This window comes from Streptomyces antarcticus, assembly GCF_026627255.1.
Taxonomy (GTDB): domain Bacteria; phylum Actinomycetota; class Actinomycetes; order Streptomycetales; family Streptomycetaceae; genus Streptomyces; species Streptomyces antarcticus.
Window position 1 is genome coordinate 227,507 of sequence record NZ_JAPNLM010000012.1, and the last position, 17,872, is coordinate 245,378.

Genomic DNA, 17,872 nt, shown 5'->3' on the forward strand with positions numbered 1-17,872 from the left:
ATGACCCTACCGAGCCGGTCCGACACGGGCGGTGACGTTGTCAGTTCTGCGTGCGACGGAAGAGCAAGTCGTGTACGAGGTGGCCCTTGTCGAGGCCCTGGCCCTCGAAGCGGGTCAGCGGGCGGAAGCCGGGGCGGGGCGCGTAGCCGCCGTCCTCCTGGATGTTCTCGAAGTCGGGGTGCGCGGTCAGGACTTCGAGCATCTGCTCGGCGTACGGTTCCCAGTCGGTCGCGCAGTGCAGTACGGCCCCGGGGGCCAGCCGGGTCGCGGCCAGGGTGAGGAACTCGGGCTGGATCAGGCGGCGCTTGTGGTGGCGGGCCTTGGGCCAGGGGTCGGGGAAGTACACGCGCAGGCCCGCCAGGGAGTCGGGCGGCAGCATCTCGCGGAGCAGGATGATGGCGTCGCCGTTGGCCACGCGGACGTTGGTCATCCCGCCGCGCTCGGCGAGGGCCAGCAGGTTGCCCTGGCCGGGGGTGTGGACGTCGGCGGCGAGGATGCCGGTGTGGGGGTCGGCGGCGGCCATCTGGGCGGTGGCCTCGCCCATGCCGAAGCCGATCTCCAGGACCACGGGGAGGCCGTCGAAGAGGGCTTTCAGGTCGAGGACGTCGTGGCCGTCGATGTCGAAGCCCCAGGTGCCCCACAGGCGCTTGAGGGCCTCGCCCTGGCCGGTGGTGACCCGGCTGCGGCGGGGCTGGAAGCTCCGGATGCGCCGCTCGTGGTGCGAGCCGGCCGGGTCCGGCGAGGGGCCGTCGGGGAAGCGGGGCTCGGTGCGCCACTTGGGCGGCACGTACGAACCCGCCTCCGGCGCGGTGTCCGGGAGGCGGGGCGACTGGGGGTTCAGGGACTCAGGCACAATGCGCTGATTCTACGACGGGACCCCGCACCCGGCCGCTAGGCCGGCGAGCCCGTCCACCCCCGCCGGCTCCTGCGAGGCTCACCCCGGCCGGCGCGAGGCCACAACCGAGCCCCGCCCCTGCCGGTGCCGGGCCACAACCCAGCCCCGCCGGCGTTGTGCGGGCCACAACCCAGACCTGCCGGCGCTCGAGGCGGGGGGCCACAATCCATCCCCGCCGGAGTTCGGGGGGACACAACACAGCCCCGCCGGCGTTTGAGGCGCGGGGTCCGGGGCGGAGCCCCGGGTGCCGGTCAGCCGCGCGGGCCCGGCGGTCCGGAGTCCGGGGGCACGGGCCCCGGGAGCCCGGTCAGGTCGAGCCGAGGGTTCGAAGGGCGCGGGTGGCGATCTCGCGGCCGATCGGGAGCGAAGCCGTCGCGGCCGGCGACGGCGCGTTCAGGACGTGCACCGTGCGCGGCGCCTCCCGGATCAGGAAGTCGTCCACCAGGGTGCCGTCGCGCAGCACCGCCTGCGCGCGGACCCCGGAGCCGGCGGGGCGGAGGTCCTCGGTGGTGACGGCCGGCAGCAGCCGGCGTACGGCCTGGGTGAAGGCCCGCTTCGACAGCGAGCGGTGGACCTCGCCCGCGCCGTACCGCCAGTGCCGCGCGGCCATCCGCCAGGAGCCCGGCCAGGCCAGCTCCGAGGCCACGTCCAGCGGCCGGACCGTACCCCAGTCGTAGCCCTCGCGGGCCAGCGCCGGTACGGCGTTCGGGCCGACGTGGACACCGCCGCCGATGCCCCGGGTGAGGTGGACTCCGAGGAACGGGAACGCCGGGTCCGGCACCGGATAGACCAGGCCGCGGACCAGGCCGGGCCGGTCGAGGTCGTAGTACTCGCCCCGGAAGGGGATGATCCGCATGCCCGGGTCGTCCCCGGCCAGCCGGGCGATCCGGTCGCACTGCAGGCCCGCGCAGTTCACCAGCACCCGGGCCCGGACCACCAGCCCGGACGTGGTGCGCACCGCCACCGCCGAGGCGCGGCGGGAGATCAGGTCCACCGCGCCGCCGTAGACGATCTCCGCGCCCGAGGACTCCGCCAGCTGCGCCGCGACCCGGCCGTAGTCCACGATCCCGGTGCTGCCGACGTGGATCGCGGCCAGGCCCCGCACCTCGGGCTCGTAGTCCGAGATCTGCGCCGGGCCGAGTTCGCGGACCGGGATGCCGTTCTCCCTGCCGCGCTGGACCAGGGCGTGCAGCCGCGGCAGCTCCTCGCGCTCGGTGGCGACGATCAGCTTGCCCGTCACCTCGTGCGCGATGCCGTGCTCCGCGCAGAACTTGACCATCTCCGCGGCGCCGCGCACGGCGAAGCGCGCCTTCAGCGACCCCGGGCGGTAGTAGATCCCGCTGTGGATCACACCGCTGTTGCGGCCCGTCTGGTGCCGGGCGGGCCCGGCCTCCTTCTCCAGGACGACCACACGGGTTCCCGGAGCCAGGCGCGCCAGGGCGTGCGCCGTCGACAGGCCGACGATCCCGCCGCCGATCACCAGCACATCGCAGTCCACGCCGCCGCCCACGCTGACACCTCCCACCCCTGCATACTGCACCCCGCCACCGACAACACGACTACGCGGGGGCCACCAGCAGCGGGCGGGCCCGCTCGCGCAGCTCCGCGACGCGCGGCTCGTCCCCGTACGGTTCCAGCCGGTGGAGCAGGTCCCGTACGTATTCGGTGGTCCGCGCGGACGAGATCCGGCCCGCCACCTCGACCGCCCGGGTGCCCGCTGCGCACGCCGCGTCCAGATTCCCCGATTCCAGCTCGGCAACCGCGCTCACGACCAGCCGCAGCCCGTGCGAGCGCACGTACTCCTCGGTGGGCCGGGACAGCGCCTGCTCGGTGAAGCGCCTGACCTGCCGGGGGAGTTTGAGATCCCGGTAGCATTCCGCCGCATCGGCCGCGAACCGGTCATAGGAGTAGAAACCTAGCCAGGTCGGATCCGGATCGCCGGCGCGGGCGCGCTCCAGCCAGCCCTCGGCCGCCCGCAGCGCCGCCCCGGCGGCGGCCGAGTCGCCCGCCTTCGCGTGCGCGCGGGCCTCGACGAGGCGGAAGAAGCTCATGGTGCGGGCGGTGGCGAGGCCGCGGTTGCGCTCGACCGCGGCCTGCGCGAGGTCCACGCCCTCGTCCGGGAAGTCCCGGTAGGTCGCCTGCAGGGACATCGAGGCCAGGACGTACCCGCCGAGGGGTACGTCCCCGGCCGCGCGGGCGAGCCGCAGCGCCTGGATGTAGTAGCGCTGGGCGGCTTCCTGCTGGCCGGTGTCGAAGGCCATCCACCCGGCCAGCCGGGTCAGTTCGGCGGTCGCGCCGAACAACGCCCGCCCCACCTCGTCGGTGTACGAGCCGAGCAGCAGCGGCGCCGCGTCGACCCGCAGGCACTCGGGGACCATGGACGAACGCCAGTCCCCGCCGCCGTACTTGGAGTCCCAGCGGCGCGCGTCCTCGGCGGCCTCGCGCAGCTTCGCCACGTCGCTGTGGCCCACGCGCTGCGGGGCCGGGTCGGACGACTGCGGCTGTGGCTGTGGCTGGAGCAGCTGATGCGCTGACGACTGCGGTACGGGGTCGGCGGCGCCGGGGGGACCCTGCTCGCCCGACGGCTGTACGGGCACCGCGACGGCCGGCGGGGCCGCCGAAGCCCGGCCCGCCGGAGCCGGCGCCGAGGCGGGGCCCGCCGAAACGGGAGACGGCGCCGGGCCCGCCGACGCCGGGGCCGTCGGCTCCCGTGCCACCGAGCCGTCCGCGGGGGATATCAGCCACCGCGAGGCGGGGGTCGCGTACGCCGCGACGGAGAACGACCCCGCGAGCGACTGCCAGATCCCGCCACCGCCGCGCCGTCCGGCGAGGTCCAGCCGGTAGAGGTCGGTGGCCGAGCGCACCGCCGCGCCCACGTCCCGGGGGAAGGCGAGGCCGACCTCGGGCGCGGGGTCCGCGTCCGCCAGTCCGATCTCGTGCAGCGGCACCGGCCGCCCCAGTTTCGCGCCGATCGCGGCCGCGATCAGATGCGGGGCGGCGCCCTGCGGCACCATCCCCTTCGACACCCAGCGGGCCACCGACGTCTTGTCGTACCGAAGCGTCAGGCCGCGCTGTGCGCCGAGATCGTTGACCCGCCGGGCCAGTCCCGCGTTGCTGATGCCCGCGAGGGCGAGGACGGCGCCGAGCTTCTCATTGGGCTCGCGGAGCTCCCTGGACATGCGCCACCCCTCGTCACACGCGGAACGCAGACGCCGCCGGGGCATAGGCGCCCGGCATTTCGTAAACCCAGCGTAGTTCCCCGCCTCCCAAGCGTTAAGGCCCCTCCGTCCGTATGGCGGGATTGTTGTCCGTTTGCACAGTCGGGCTCCGGACCGGACCCGGGGCGCACGCGCCGCGGCGTGCTCCGGCCGTGTGGCCGTGCGCCCACCCGTGCGCTCTGGCCGGTCCCGGGCAGCGGCGATTCGATGTGCGGTGCGTGGGTCGGCCCACTGCGCGGATCGGGCGGGCCGGGGGATGCCGTCACCTCAATCCCCGCGGGTGGCGGAACGGTCCGGGGGGCGGTTTCCGCCTCCCGCACCGCGCCCGCACAGCGGCTGCCGGGGTCACACCTCGGCTCTCGGTACGGCCGAAGAATGGCCGAAAGCGACCTATGGGGCGGTGGGAACGGAACGCCAAATACCGCATGGTCGGGGCGTGTTCGTTTGCATGTGCGCCCCCTTTAACCACTCTCGCACGCCTGTCCCGTGGCAGCATGGACCCGAGCCACCCGGGGCCCCGTCGGCCGCGCCCTCAGCGCCGTCCGTGCTGCCTGTGCCCCGGTCATGTGCCCACGGGCTGGGGAGGCGGCGGTGCGCTGGTTGGTGGGTTGGAGCAGTATCGCCGCGAGCTTCGGCACGGCCGGCCGCGTCTCCGGGCACGGCGCCGCCCGGGCCCCCGGCCACGGGCCCCGGCACGGCTCCGGCCAGGGCGGATACGGCTCTCAGGGGTACGGCTCCAACGGGTACGGGTCCGACGGATACGGCTCCGGCAGCCACGCCTCCGACGGCCACCGCTCCAACGGCCACCCCGACGCCGGTGCCCCCCTCCGCGGCGGCATCGCGGACGCCGCCCACCCCGGTGACCCCGGCGCGGACGCCGAGCGCACCGTGCACCCCGTCGGCGCCCAGCTGCTGTGGGGCGACCCCGACCCCCTGTGGGCCGTCGGTGACTGGCGCCCCGACGAGATCCGCATGCTCACCGCCGACCCCGCCGACCCCTTCACCCGTCTCGCCGTCCTCGGCGTCTGCGGCGCCACCGACGCCGAACTGCGCCGCGCCCTGTACGCCGCCCGCGGCGGGGCCCTGCGCCACCTCACCCAGTGGTCCGGCAGCTACACCGCCGTGGTCCAGGCCGGCCGCCGGATCACCGTCGTCGGCGACCTCGCGGGCGCCCGGCCCGTGTTCTACACGCCCTGGGCGAGCGGAACGGCCTACGCCACCGCCGCCCTCCCCCTCGCCGACCTCATCGAGGCGCAGCTCGACATCGGCCACCTCGCCGCCCTGCTGGCCTGCCCCGAGAGCCCCGAGGCGCTGGGCGACGGCACACCGTACGCCGGGGTGCGACGCATCCCGCCCGGGCACGCGCTCATCCTCCGCGAGGGCTCCCGCGAGATCACCGGCTACGAACCGGTCGCCTCCCTCGCGGTGGCCGCGCCCGAGGCCGACCCCGAGCGCGCCGTGGAGGGCGTACGGGAAGCTCTGGTGGACGCCGTGCGCGCCCGGCTCACGGCGCCGCGCCATGCCCCCGACGCGATGCCGCCGTACGATCCCGGCCCCGTACCCGGAATGGGCCCCGCCGACCGGCGCGCGGCCCGCGGCGCCCCGGCCCCCGGCGTCGGCGCCGACCTCTCCGGCGGCAGCGCCTCCGCCACCCTCGCCCTGCTCGCCGCGGGCCTGCCCGGAGCCCCCGGAACCCTGCTGAGCCCCGCCGGGGCCCGCCTGCTCGCGGTCACCTTCAACGACCTGGCCACCCCGCAGGGCCGCGAGCCCGAGATGGAGCGGGCCCATGCCATCGCGGCGGACCCGCGCCTGCACCACGTCGTGGTGGCCGCCGCCGAGGAGGCCCTCCCGTACGCCGACCTCGACGGGCCGCTGACCGACGAACCCGGCCCCTCGCTGGTGTTCGCCGCCCGCGAGCGGCGCCGGCTGGCCGCCGGTTCCGCCGACCACTTCACGGGCCACGGCGCCCGCCAGGTCCTCGACGCGCACCCGGCCCGCCTCGCCGACCTCCTGATGGACCGCCGGCGCCGGTACCTGCTGCGCCCGGTGGCCGCCCTGGCCCGCTCGGCGTCCGCGTCGGGCGAGTCACTGCTGGTCCCGCTGACCGTGTACTCCGCCGCCCGCCGCCTGGCCCGTACGACCTACCGCGCGGGCATGGAGGCCGCGGCCGCCCGGCTCCGCGAGGGCGGGGTCGCCGTGCGGCCCTCCGGCCCGGTGGACGCCTCGCTGGCCGCCCTGACCTGGTCCCGGCCCGGTCCGGCGGCGGGCTGGCTGACGGGGGAGGCGCTGGCGGAAGTATCGATCCGTCTCACCGCCGCGGCCGGGCGCCCGCCCCTGTCCCTGCGCCCCGGCGAGGCCCGCGCCCGCTCGGTGCTCGCCCGGCACGCCGCCGACCACCGGGTCTTCGAGCAGGCCGTGGAGGTCCGCAGCCAGCGCCTGCACGCCCCGTTCCTCGACAACCAGGTCGTACGGGCCGCCCGCGCGCTCCCGGAATCCCTGCGCGTCCAGCCCGGGGCCCGGGCCGCGATCCTGCGCACCGTCCTGTCCTCGACCGGAGTCCGCGAACTCCCGCCCGGCTGGGGCGTCACCGCGCACACCCCGAACGAGACGGCGACCAGGCTGGGACTGCGGGCCGCCCTCGAAGAACTCCTGGCCCTCTTCGCCGCGCCGCTGCTCGCGGACGCCGGGCTGATCGACGCCCGGGTCGTCCAGCAGGCCCTGCTCGACGCGGCGGACGGCCGTCCGGTCCCGCTGGACGGGCTGGCGGAACTCGTCTCCATGGAACTGTGGCTCGGCCGCCTCCTGGCCCGGCGCGGCACCTGCTGGACGGGCACCACGGCCGCCCGGCGGCGCGCGGTACCGGAGGGGGTACCCGTACACCGCCCGGCCCTGTCCTGAGCACGGACCCCACGTCGCGTTCGCGGACCGGGCGAGCCGGGGGACCCGGGGGCCGGGGGAGAAGGGAGTACGAGATGAGCGACGCGGTGGACGCGATCGTCGGCCAGTGGGCGACGGAGCGGCCCGACCTGAAGGACGACCTGTGGCCGGTCGAGGTCCTGGACCGCATCCAGCGGATCAACCGGATCGCCGAGAGGCGGCTCAAGGCCTTCGCGGCCGAACGCGACCTGGAGGCGGGCGAGGTGGACATCCTCCTCACGCTCCGCCGGTCAGGGCCCCCGTACGCGATGGCGGCCGGCGCGCTCGTCCCGGCCGCGATGGTGACCTCGGGCGCGATCAGCAACCGGATCGACCGCATGGAGGCCAAGGGCCTGGTCGAACGGGTCCGGGAAGGCCCCGACCGGCGCACGGTCCACATCCGCCTGACCGGGCGGAGCCTGGAACTCACGGAGGCCCTGATGGCGGACCACCTGCGCCACTACGGGGAACTCCTCGCCCCCCTGGACCCGTCCACCCGCACCACGGTGGCCGCCGCCCTGCGCACCCTCCTGGAGGCCGCGGGCGACACCGGCTCCCCGCCGTAACGCCCCGCACGGGCGGACGAAACCCGGCCCGCCCCCCCACACCCGGCCCCACGACCGCCACCGAGCGGCGCCCCCCGGGGTCACCCGGTGCGGGGCCGGGTGAGCCCGGCGCGGTCCCGCCTACGCGCGCCGACCGGGGTGCCTGCTGCGGGTCAGCCCGGCGCGGGGCCGGTGCGGGGCCGGGGTGCGCCCGGTGCGGGTGAGCCCGGTGCGGGGCCGGCTGCGCGCGCCGACCGGGTACGCGAGCCGACCGGCTACGCGCGCCGAGAGTGCGGACCGGGGGTGCCCGGCGCGGGCCCGGCCATGAGCACCGACCGGGGGCGGGGCCAGGGCGCGCCTGGTGTGGGTGAGCCCGGTGCGGGCCCGGCTACGAACGCTGACCGGGGGCACTGCCCCACCCCACCCCGCCCGCGCCGCGCGCGAATGGCAGCGGCCGGAGTGGCCGTGATCGGGCCCGTCCTCGCCGAACGCGTCTTGGCGGGCCCCGCCGGGACCGCCGCACAGCTGTTGGCCGGCACCGCCCGGCCCGCCGAAGCTGTACGGGCCCTCGCCGCGACCACCGCCTGGCCCGGCCTGCGGGCCGTTCCTGCCCGGTCCCCCGACGGCTTTCGCGTCGACGCCCTGCGGGAGCGGGCCGCCCCGTTCGGGAGGCGGCGGCCGCCCCCTGCCTAGGGGGTGTCGTCACACTCGTTCCTGCCGTGCGGCGCCTGGCACGCACGCTCGCCGCACGCACTGGACACCGCACGGCCAGCCCTGCGGGCGTACGGAACGGCTTCGACGACACCCCCCTCACCCCGGAGCCCCCCTCACCCCCGAACCACCCTCCCCGCAGGGCTCAGCGGCAGCTGATCACGGCGTCGGCCCAGCTCGCCAGCGTCGGCAGGCTGCCCCCGCCGGCCCGCTCCACCACCAGCCGCAGCGACGTACGGCCGGTCAGCGGGACCTGCACCGCCACGGCCGGGTCCCGGTACCCCAGGGCGCCGGACTGCCACAGCCGCTGCCCGTCCGCGTACACGGAGAACCGCACCGTGGCGTCGGTGAGCACCGACAGGCCGTCCACCCCGGCCCGCGCCGAGAAAGCGCCGCACTGCCGGTTCAGGGTGATCTCCACCGAGGAGCGGGAGTTCACGGTGATGCCGTGCCCGAACCGCCGGTCGCCCACCTGCAGTCCCCAGCGCTGCCACACCCAGCTGCTGCGCCAGGTCTGCACCTCCGGACCGGTGTGGTTCCCGTACGGGGAGTGCCCCAGCGAGGCCAGCTGGAAGCCCTGCGCGGGCTTCGGCGCGGGCGGCGTCGGCCTGGCCGGGGACGACGGGGGCCGCACTCGGCTCGGCGACGGCGACGGCGACGGAGTCGGAGCCGGAGTCGGAGTCGGAGCCGGAGTCGGAGCCGGCGCGGGCCGCGACACCGCGGGCGAAGGCGCCGGGGACGCGGCCGGCTTCGACGGCGCTGGCGACGCCTTCCGCGCCGCCGGCACGGAGACCCGCGCGGCCGGCGGTTGCGCCGCGGGCGGCTCCGGCTCCGGCGGAGCGGGCGCGGGCAAGTCCGGCACGACCGGCGCCGCGGCGCTCGGCGAGGGCTGCGCCCGGGCCTGCGGCTCGGCATCGTCGCCGGTCAGCGCGAACACCACCCCGGCGGCCGCGGCGACCGCGATCCCGGCGGCGATGGCGGCCTTGGCCGACAGCCCGAGCCCCTCGGACACCACGGCCCCCCCGGCCCCGGCCCCCGACCCGGCCCCTCCGGCCGCCCCCGCAGCACCACCAGCCCCCGCAGCCCCAGCCCCGGCCCCCACAGCCGATCCACCGGCCGCGGCCGATCCACCGGCCGCGGCCGACCCGCCGACGGCGGCCGCCGCGGCACCGGCCCCGCCGGCGGCGACGGCGCCCCCGGCCACGACCCCGGCGGCCTTGGCCGCGTATCCGGCGGCGAACCACCCGATGACCGCGACCGGAAGCAGCGCCGGAATGCCCGCGTTGACGTCCTTGAGCTCCCCGGCCGCCAGCCGGCACTTCACGCACCCCTCCAAGTGCTTGCGGAGCCCCCGCTCCGCCCGCATCCGCAACCCGCCGCGCGCGTAGGCGCCCAGCCGGTCCGCGTACCGCGCGCAGTCGCCGCCCTCGCTCAGCGCCGCACTCACATGGGCCTGGAGATACGCCTGCTTGAGCCCCTCGCGGGCCCGACTGGCCAGCACCGCGGTCGCGTTGGCGCTCAGCCCGAACAGCGGCGCGACCGCGCTCGGCGACGCCTCCTCCACGGTGGTGTGCCACAGCACGGCCTGCCACCGCTCGGGCAGGCTCCGGAACGCCTGCATGGCCAGCGACTGCTCGGCCTCGCGCATCGCCCGTACGTCCGCGCCCAGTTCGAGCGTGTCGTCCCCGGACAGCCCGCCGAGGCCACCGCCCTCCGCCCCCGTGGCCGCCTGCTCCGCGAAGACGGCGAAGTCCTCGACGAGCTGCTCCCGCCTGGCGGTCTTCGCCCAGGCCGCCGCGACCCTGCGGACGGTGGTCAGCAGGTACGCCCGCACCGACTGGTCCGGCCCGGCCCCGCCCCGTACCGCCTGCAGGGTCCGCGCGAACACCTCGGCCGTGAGGTCGTCGGCGGTGTGCCCGTCCCGGCAGCAGGTCCGCGCGTAGCGCCGTACGGAGTCGGCGTGACGGCGGAAGAGCTCCTCGTAGGCACCGTCGTCGCCGCCCCGCATCCGGGCGATCAGGTCGGCGTCGGACGGGGGCAGGTCGCCCCCGGGCGTTGGGGCCGCACCGGCGGACCCGGAGCCGGGAGCAGCGGCGTGCCGCCCGCCCGGTTCGCGCTGGGCCGGCACCTGCCGGGCGGGCAGGCTGCCCGCCTCGACCTCGCCACCGGCTCCGCCGGCGCCACCGAGTGGCTCTTCCAGCCCGTCAACGCCCATCGAGGAAGCCCCCGCACGACACACTCAACCGGTACACCGATCCAGCGTGGCACAGGGCGGACATGCGCCGAGCCGCTCTCCGCACCATCCACTCGTCCGGGCACACTTCGGCGAACCGCCGTGCCGTGAGCGGGCTGTTCGAGCGGACAGCCGCCCGCGCCCGCGACCACACCACGGACCGGGGCACCGCCCGCCCAGACCACCCGACCACCGGACCGAAACCGAACCGCTAGCCCGGACCGAAACGGACCACCAGCCCGGACCGAAACCGGACCACCCACCCGCCCGGACGGCAAGGCCGCCCGGCCGAGCAGCCGGTGCTCACACCGTCCGGGACCGGAGCCCTTCGAGCAGGATGTCGAGCAGCCGGGTGGAAGCCGCCGCCTGCTGCGCCGGGTCGGGCAGCGCGGGCGCCGCCGTCGCTATCACCAGCAGCACGTCGGCCACCGTGACGTCACCGCGCAGCTCACCGGCCGCCCTGGCCCGGTCCACCAGCCGGCCGACGACTTCCAGCAGCGCACCCGCGCCCGCGTCGTCCGAGGGCTCGTCCTCGGCGGCCGTACGCGCACCCACGACCCGCAGGTCCGGCGCGGCCGGGGCCACCTGGGCCTGGCGCTGGTGCGGAACCCGCGCCGCCTCCGCCTCCTCGACGCCGTCCTCGCTCTCCGAGTCGACCCGCAGCACCTGCGGCGGCAGCAGCCGCCCGGCGCCCGAGGCGACGGAAGTGCGCAGGAAGCGCGACAGTGCCTGCCACGGCTCCTCCTCCTGGCCCAGCGCGGTCCTGGCCTGCTCGGTCAGCCGGGCGGTCTCCTCCTCGGCTATTCGCCGCACCAGGACGTCCTTGCTCGGGAAGCGCCGGTACACGGTGCCGACACCGACCCGAGCGCGCCGCGCCACGTCCTCCATCGGAGCGCCGTAGCCCAGCTCGCCGAACACCTCGCGCGCCGCGCGCAGGACGTGCTCCAGATTGCGCTGCGCGTCGACGCGCAGCGGCGTGGAGCGGCCTACGCCGTGCGTGGTGGCGCCGTTCGCGACAGCACGACCGCCGGTCTCGACCGAGAGTGCGGTCGCAGAACCATGGAAATCGGAAATGTTCATATGTATCCCCCGGTAATCATTTGTCTCCCCCCGGAGACACTCCCCGCCTTCGCATCGAGGGGGCCACGGTCAGCTGGGCCCGGTCCTACTCCTCGACGAGATACGAACATAGTTGAGCCAGAGTCAATTCAGAAGGGGCAGCCCCGCACGGACCACCGCCCGATCGGAGCATTCACCCCCACTTTTCCCTTCCGTACCCCCGGAATCAGTCATTCCGCACCCTCTGACCTGCACTCCTGTACCCCCACCCGACACCCGGGACCACCCCGTCCCCGTACTCACTCCTGTCACACAATTTGTCGGGCCTGTGGACAAACTCCCAGCCACGATGCGTCATGGGGTGGTGAAGGCTGCTAACTCACGGGGCACGGCCCCCGGTACTCCGCCCCGTACGCGCATCCTGATCGTCGGCGGCGGCTACGTCGGCATGTACACGGCGCTCCGGCTCCAGCGAAGGCTGAGAGCCGGCGAAGCCGAGATCACGGTGGTCACCCCCGAGCCCTACATGACCTACCAGCCCTTCCTCCCGGAAGCCGCCGCCGGTTCGATCTCCCCCCGCCACGTCGTGGTCCCCCTGCGCCGCGTCCTCGACAAGTGCCGCATCGTCATCGGCGAGGCCAAGCGCATCGACCACGCCAAACACACCGCCACCGTCACGACCCTCGCCACCGACGAGGAGGGGACCGGCGCCGTCGAGATCGAGTACGACGAACTCGTCCTCGCCCCGGGCTCCGTCTCCCGGACCCTCCCCGTCCCGGGACTCGCCGAGTACGGCATCGGGTTCAAGACCGTCGAAGAGGCCATCGGCCTGCGCAACCACGTCATCGAACAGATGGACATCGCCTCCTCGACGCGCGACCCCGCCCTCCGCGACGCCGCCCTCACCTTCGTCTTCGTCGGCGGCGGCTACGCGGGCGTCGAAGCCCTCGGCGAACTCGAGGACATGGCCCGCTACGCGACGCGGTACTACCACAACATCAAGGCCGAGGACATGAAGTGGGTCCTGGTCGAGGCCAGCGACCGGATCCTCCCCGAAGTAGGCCCCGAGATGGGCGTCTACACGATCCGCGAACTCCGCCGCCGCAACATCGACCTGCGCCTGGAGACCCGGCTCGAATCCTGCGAGAACCGCGTCGCCGTCCTGAGCGACGGCGCCCGCTTCCCCACCCGCACCGTCGTGTGGACCGCCGGCGTCAAACCGCACCCGGTCCTCGCCGCGTCCGACCTGCCCCGCAACGAGCGCGGCCGCCTCGCGTGCACCGCCTTCCTCACCGTCGAGGGGGTCGAGCACGCCTGGGCCGCCGGCGACGCAGCAGCCGTCCCCGACATCACCGCCGCGGAGAAGGGCCGCGAGTGCGCCCCCAACGCGCAGCACGCCGTCCGCCAGGCCAAGGCCCTCGCCGACAACCTCGTCGCGGCCCTGCACGGCGAGGTCCTCACCGAGTACGCCCACAAGTACGCCGGCTCGGTCGCCTCCCTCGGCCTGCACAAGGGCGTCGCGCACATCTACGGCCGCAAGATCAAGGGCTACCCGGCCTGGTTCATGCACCGCGCCTACCACCTCAGCCGCGTCCCCACCTTCAACCGCAAGATGCGGGTACTCGCCGAATGGACCCTCTCCGGCCTCTTCAAGCGTGAGATCGTCTCCCTCGGCTCCCTCGAACATCCCAGGGCAGAGTTCGAACTCGCCGCCGGCGGTGGCCCCAAGGCCCCGCCCCCCGACCCCACCCCCGACCCCGCCCCCAACCCCCCGCAGGACAGCCAGGGCTGACGTTGTCAGTGCGGTCGGCCACACTGGACGTGTGACCATAGGTGGGCTCACACCTGCACAGAGTGACATCGTCCAGTCCAGCGACCGACCACGAGCGACACAGCGACCACTTGCGACACCACGAGGCTTGAACGCAGTGAACTTCACGCGCTGGAGCGCCCGGTTCCCCGGAACGCAGCGCCGCGCCGCCGCCCGGACCGAACACGCCGCCGCCCAGGCCAAGCGGGGTGAAGGCGCCGTCCCGGCAGCCCGCGGCGGCCGCGCCGACCCCGGCGGCGAGCGTCCCGCGCCCGCCGCCGACGGCTGCCCCGCCGAGCCCACGGTCTCCGGCACGGGCACCGCCCCGGCCGCCACCGCGTCCCGTACGGGCGCTCCCGCCGCCGTGCCCTCCCTCGACGAGCTGTCCGTACGCGAGGTCCTCGGCCGCCTCCCGGCCCTGGTCGCCCTCGTCCACGGCCCCGAGCACCGCGTCACCTACGTCAATGAGGCCTACACCGCCGGCTTCGGCGCCCGCCCCACCGGCGCCCCCGCGCACGAGGCCCTCCCCGAACTCGGCGATCTCGGCCTGCTCCCGCTCCTCGACCAGGTCCAGCGCAGCGGCAGACCACGTACCGCCAAGAACCGCACCGCCCCCGGCGGCACCCACTCGTACACGGTCACCTGCACCCCGGTGGAGTTCCCCAAGTCCGCCGCCGTCGGCGACCCGGACGCCCACCACGCCGGCGTTCTGGTCCACCTCGCCGACGTCACCGACCACGCCGAGGCCGTCGAGCGCCTGCGCGCCAGCGAACGCCGCCAGCGCGAGGCCGCCGTCACCCTCCAGCGCTCCCTCCTCCCCCAGGAGCTCGAACAGCCCGACGACCTCCGCGTCGCCGCCACCTACCAGCCCGGCGGCACCGAGGCCGCCGTCGGCGGCGACTGGTACGACGTCATCACCCTCGGCGCCGGCCGCACCGCGCTCGTCATCGGCGACGTCATGGGCCGCGGGGTCCGCGCCGCCGCCGTCATGGGCCAGCTCCGCACCGCCGTCCGCGCCTACGCCCGCCTCGACCTGCCCCCGCACGAGGTGCTCCAGCTCCTCGACGGCCTCGCCGCCGAGATCGACGCCAGCCAGATCGCCACCTGCGTGTACGCCGTCCACGACCCGAGCGAGGGCCTGCTCGCGTACGCCTCCGCCGGCCACCTCCCGATCCTGGTCCGCGACGAGGACGGCACCGTCCGCCGCGCCGCCGACCCCACCGGCCCCCCGCTGGGCACCGGCGGCTGGCTCCACACCTCCGGCACCATCGCGCTGGGCCCCGGCTCCACCGCCGTCCTCTACACCGACGGACTCGTCGAACGCCGCGGCGAGGACATCGACGAAGGCGTCGCCGCCCTGGAACGCGCCTTCTCCGGCGCTCAGGGCAGCCCGGCCGTCATCTGCGACCGCCTGATGCGCGCCCTCGGCGTCGACGCCGACCACGACGACGACGTCGCCGTCATGGTCCTCCAGCAGCCCGCCCGCACCGGAGCCGACGCCGAGCTCTTCCGCAACGCCGCCCTCGAACTCCTCGGCGGCATCGAGGCGGCCCCGCGCGCCCGGGCCTTCGCCCAAGGCGTCCTCGCCTCCTGGCGCTTCCCGGTCGAGCTGTGCGACCTCGGTGTCCTGGCCGCGAGCGAGCTCGTCGCGAACTCCCTCCAGCACGGCACCCCGCCCATGCGCCTGCGGCTGCGCCGCACCGACCGCCGCCTGATCATCGAGGTCACCGACGGCGACGACCACCTGCCGCGCCGCCGCCGCGCCGAACCGGGCGACGAGACCGGCCGCGGCATCTCCATCGTCGCGACGATCGCCTCGTCCTGGGGTTCCCGCCGCACTCCCGGCGGCGGCAAGGCCGTCTGGTGCGAGTTCGCCCTGCCGGACAAACAGCCGTAGGACGCGAAAGGCCCCGGTCCACCGGACCGGGGCCTTTCACAACTTCTCGGTACGACTACGCGTGCGCAGGCTCGGCGGCCTGCGCCGCGGGGGCAGCGGTGTTCCCCTGCGCCACGATCCTGCTCGCCAGCGACGGATTGTCCTGCACCGGGCTCAGCTGCTTCCCGAGCCGCAGCGCCAGCCACGCGATCCCCAGCGAGACGGCCACGAAGACGCCGATGTAGAGCATCGGAATCCCGGCGCCCAGCGGCACCCCCAGCGGCCCGAGCGCCAGCGCCATCTGCTTGACCAGCGCGAAGGCGGAGTTGTACTGGCCCACGGAACCCTCCGGCGCCAGATCGGCCACCAGCGGGGCCAGGGTCGGCGACAGCATCGCCTCGCCGATCCCGAAGAGCGCGTACGTGGTGATGAACGCGGCGGCGGCCATCACGGCGCTCCCGTGGCCAAGCCCCGAGAACCCGGCGATGACCCACGCCACGGTCCAGATCAGCCCGACCAGCGCGATGACCCGGGACCGGCGGCGCTTCTCGACCAGCCGGAGCACGACGAACTGGGCGAGGACGATCGCACCGGTGTTGGCGGCGAGCGCGAAACCGAGTGTGGACGGTGAGATCCCGGCGGCCTCGGTGCCGAAGGCGGCGAGCCCCGACTCGAACTGCCCGTAACAGGCGAAGAAGATCACGAAGCCCAGCACCAGCAGCTTGACCATGGCCTTGTGTCCCAGCAGGCGCTTCCACGCCCCGCCGCCCGCCTGGGACGGGTCCCTCGGCACGGCGTCCCTGATGCTCGGCACGTGCGGCATCCGCACGGTGAGGATGACCCCCGCCAGCACCAGGAACATCACGGCCTCGATGCTGAACAGCAGGGTGAAGCTGCCGGGCCGGCTCTCGTCGACGATCTGGCCGCCGATGAGCCCGCCGATGCCCAGGCCGAGGTTCTGCATGAAGAACTGCAGCGCGAAGGCCCGCGTGCGGGTGGACGGCGTCGAGCACCACACGATCATCGTGGCGAGCGCGGGCTGCATCACGGCCTGCCCGGCGCCGAGCGCCAGGGCGGACAGCAGGATCGGCACGACCCCGGTGGACAGCCCGAGCGCCAGCGCGCCGGCCGAGGCGACGACGGCCGCACCGATGACCACGGGAACCGGACCACGGCGGTCGATGACCCGCCCGGTGAGGGGCAGCGCGACGAGAGCCCCCAGCGCGAACGCCACGAACGCGCTCGTGGCGGCCATGGAGCCCAGATCTCGCACCTGCGCCACATAGATGTAGAGGAACGGAACCGTGAAACCGATGCCGAACGCGGTCAGCGCGTTCCCGGCCTGGATCCGCCGCATCGCAGCGCCCATCACCTTGGTCACTTCTCACCTGCCTTTGAGAGCTGAAGACTGAAGACTTCATACCTAAACTTCGATCCTTAACTCTACACACCGAAGGAGTTAGATGCCAACGAGCTCGTGCGATACTTCGACGCATGGGTGACACCCCCGACGGCACTACGCCCGTCCACGAGCCGAGCCTCGATGAGCAGATCGCCGTCTACCAGCGTGAATTCCAGGACCTCGACCCCCAGGTCGAGAAGGTCGTCTCGGCGCTGAGCCGCCTGAACCGCCGGATGAACGTCGCGTACGGCCGCCAGACGGCGGCGCTGGGCATCAGCAACGCGGAGTGGGAGGTCCTGAAGGCCCTCGTCATCTCCGGAGCCCCGTACCGAATGGGCCCGAGTGAGCTCGCGAAGCAGCTGGGCCTGACACCGGCGGCGATGACGCACCGGATCGACCGCATGACGTCGGAAGGCCTGGTCACGCGCGAGCGGGACGAGGCCAACCGCGTGCGCGTGATCGTCGAGCTGACGGACGAGGGCCGGAGCAAGTGGCTGGACGCGATGCGGGCGGCCACGGTCTTCGAGGAAGACCTCCTCCAGGACCTCTCCACCGCGGAGCGCGGGGTACTGGGGGACATGCTCACCCGACTCCTGGACCGCGTGGAAGACCTCCAGTCGCCGAGCTGACCGGCAGGTTTGACACGCCCGACACGAGTCCGTAAGGTTCTTCGAGTTGCCCCCAGAGCCGGAAGGTTCTGTCGCCAACACATCCCGCCGCCTCGTTGCGGCACCTCAACTCAGCAAGATCTCCCACTGGGAACGTATTCGGCATGTCCGAATTCCTTTCCGAAGGCCGATTATGAATCGCCGGGGAAATCCACTAGAGTTCAGGAGTCGGAAGGGCCCAACAGCCCGGAAGACAAAACCCGCTGACTGGGAGTCGGGCCCGAGAGAGTCTGATAGAGTCGGAAACGCAAGAACAGAACGAAAGCTCGGAGGAAAGCCCGAGAGGGTGAGTACAAAGGAAGCGTCCGTTCCTTGAGAACTCAACAGCGTGCCAAAAATCAACGCCAAAAGTTGATACCCCGTCCATTTCGGTGGATGAGGTTCCTTTGAAAAAGTCCTGTGGGGCTCCGGGTTTCCGGTGTGCTTGCAGGCAATTACACAGCGAGGACGTTGTGGACGATCGGTCTTATTCCGACTTGATTGTCCCGCTCTAAGTGTGTGTGCACCCGATTACGGGTAAACATTCATGGAGAGTTTGA

At 74.2% G+C, this 17,872-nt stretch carries 12 protein-coding genes; 6 read left to right on the top strand and 6 right to left on the bottom strand.

What is annotated here, in order from left to right; all coding sequences use genetic code 11:
- Positions 1-40 precede the first annotated feature (40 nt).
- From trmB to OTB16_RS20215, 3 genes are all read right to left on the bottom strand, one after another.
- On the bottom strand, positions 41-853 hold the full coding sequence (trmB, locus tag OTB16_RS20205) for a tRNA (guanosine(46)-N7)-methyltransferase TrmB (protein ID WP_267721656.1): 813 nt from the start codon (positions 851-853) through the stop codon (positions 41-43).
- 349 nt (positions 854-1,202) lie between these two features.
- Entirely contained in the window at positions 1,203-2,435 is a 1,233-nt protein-coding gene (gene lhgO / locus OTB16_RS20210; RefSeq protein ID WP_267721657.1) for an L-2-hydroxyglutarate oxidase, read from the bottom strand.
- Between the two features lie 19 nt (positions 2,436-2,454).
- Entirely contained in the window at positions 2,455-4,074 is a 1,620-nt protein-coding gene (locus tag OTB16_RS20215; protein ID WP_267721658.1) for an NsdA family TPR-like regulatory protein, read from the bottom strand.
- Between the two features lie 630 nt (positions 4,075-4,704).
- On the opposite strand from OTB16_RS20215, the gene OTB16_RS20220 reads away from it, so the two are divergent.
- The 3 genes from OTB16_RS20220 to OTB16_RS20230 all read left to right on the top strand — a co-directional run bounded on the left by OTB16_RS20220 (position 4,705) and on the right by OTB16_RS20230 (position 8,267).
- Complete coding sequence (locus OTB16_RS20220; protein ID WP_267721659.1) at positions 4,705-7,011, top strand: asparagine synthase-related protein; 2,307 nt, start codon at positions 4,705-4,707, stop codon at positions 7,009-7,011.
- Between the two features lie 74 nt (positions 7,012-7,085).
- Positions 7,086-7,595, top strand: a complete 510-nt coding sequence (locus tag OTB16_RS20225; RefSeq protein ID WP_267721660.1) for a MarR family winged helix-turn-helix transcriptional regulator — start codon at positions 7,086-7,088, stop codon at positions 7,593-7,595.
- Between the two features lie 444 nt (positions 7,596-8,039).
- A complete protein-coding gene (locus OTB16_RS20230) occupies positions 8,040-8,267 on the top strand; it encodes a hypothetical protein (protein WP_267721661.1) in 228 nt (75 codons plus the stop codon).
- 163 nt (positions 8,268-8,430) lie between these two features.
- Here OTB16_RS20230 and OTB16_RS20235 read toward each other — a convergent pair whose 3' ends face one another.
- Together OTB16_RS20235 and OTB16_RS20240 are read right to left on the bottom strand one after the other, a co-directional pair.
- On the bottom strand, positions 8,431-10,500 hold the full coding sequence (locus tag OTB16_RS20235) for a sigma-70 family RNA polymerase sigma factor (protein WP_267721662.1): 2,070 nt from the start codon (positions 10,498-10,500) through the stop codon (positions 8,431-8,433).
- Between the two features lie 321 nt (positions 10,501-10,821).
- Complete coding sequence (locus OTB16_RS20240) at positions 10,822-11,598, bottom strand: TetR/AcrR family transcriptional regulator (protein WP_267721663.1); 777 nt, start codon at positions 11,596-11,598, stop codon at positions 10,822-10,824.
- Between the two features lie 328 nt (positions 11,599-11,926).
- Here OTB16_RS20240 and OTB16_RS20245 point away from each other — a divergent pair, with 328 nt between their 5' ends.
- A complete protein-coding gene (locus OTB16_RS20245; protein ID WP_267721664.1) occupies positions 11,927-13,369 on the top strand; it encodes an NAD(P)/FAD-dependent oxidoreductase in 1,443 nt (480 codons plus the stop codon).
- Between the two features lie 136 nt (positions 13,370-13,505).
- Positions 13,506-15,284, top strand: coding sequence for an ATP-binding SpoIIE family protein phosphatase (locus tag OTB16_RS20250; protein WP_267721686.1), 1,779 nt, complete (start codon positions 13,506-13,508; stop codon positions 15,282-15,284).
- Positions 15,285-15,339: 55 nt separating this feature from the next.
- Here OTB16_RS20250 and OTB16_RS20255 read toward each other — a convergent pair whose 3' ends face one another.
- Positions 15,340-16,644 (bottom strand): MFS transporter, encoded by a 1,305-nt coding sequence (locus OTB16_RS20255; protein WP_267721665.1) that lies wholly within the window; start codon positions 16,642-16,644, stop codon positions 15,340-15,342.
- Between the two features lie 113 nt (positions 16,645-16,757).
- Here OTB16_RS20255 and OTB16_RS20260 point away from each other — a divergent pair, with 113 nt between their 5' ends.
- Complete coding sequence (locus tag OTB16_RS20260; protein WP_267721666.1) at positions 16,758-17,294, top strand: MarR family winged helix-turn-helix transcriptional regulator; 537 nt, start codon at positions 16,758-16,760, stop codon at positions 17,292-17,294.
- Positions 17,295-17,872: the final 578 nt, after the last annotated feature.

Coding starts and splice junctions, on each gene's coding strand:
- OTB16_RS20215 (WP_267721658.1), bottom strand. CDS start 4,074: ATGTCCAGGGAGCTCCGCGAGCCCAATGAGAAGCTCGGCGCCGTCCTC.
- OTB16_RS20225 (WP_267721660.1), top strand. CDS start 7,086: ATGAGCGACGCGGTGGACGCGATCGTCGGCCAGTGGGCGACGGAGCGG.
- OTB16_RS20235 (WP_267721662.1), bottom strand. CDS start 10,500: ATGGGCGTTGACGGGCTGGAAGAGCCACTCGGTGGCGCCGGCGGAGCC.
- OTB16_RS20240 (WP_267721663.1), bottom strand. CDS start 11,598: ATGAACATTTCCGATTTCCATGGTTCTGCGACCGCACTCTCGGTCGAG.
- OTB16_RS20245 (WP_267721664.1), top strand. CDS start 11,927: ATGCGTCATGGGGTGGTGAAGGCTGCTAACTCACGGGGCACGGCCCCC.
- OTB16_RS20260 (WP_267721666.1), top strand. CDS start 16,758: ATGGGTGACACCCCCGACGGCACTACGCCCGTCCACGAGCCGAGCCTC.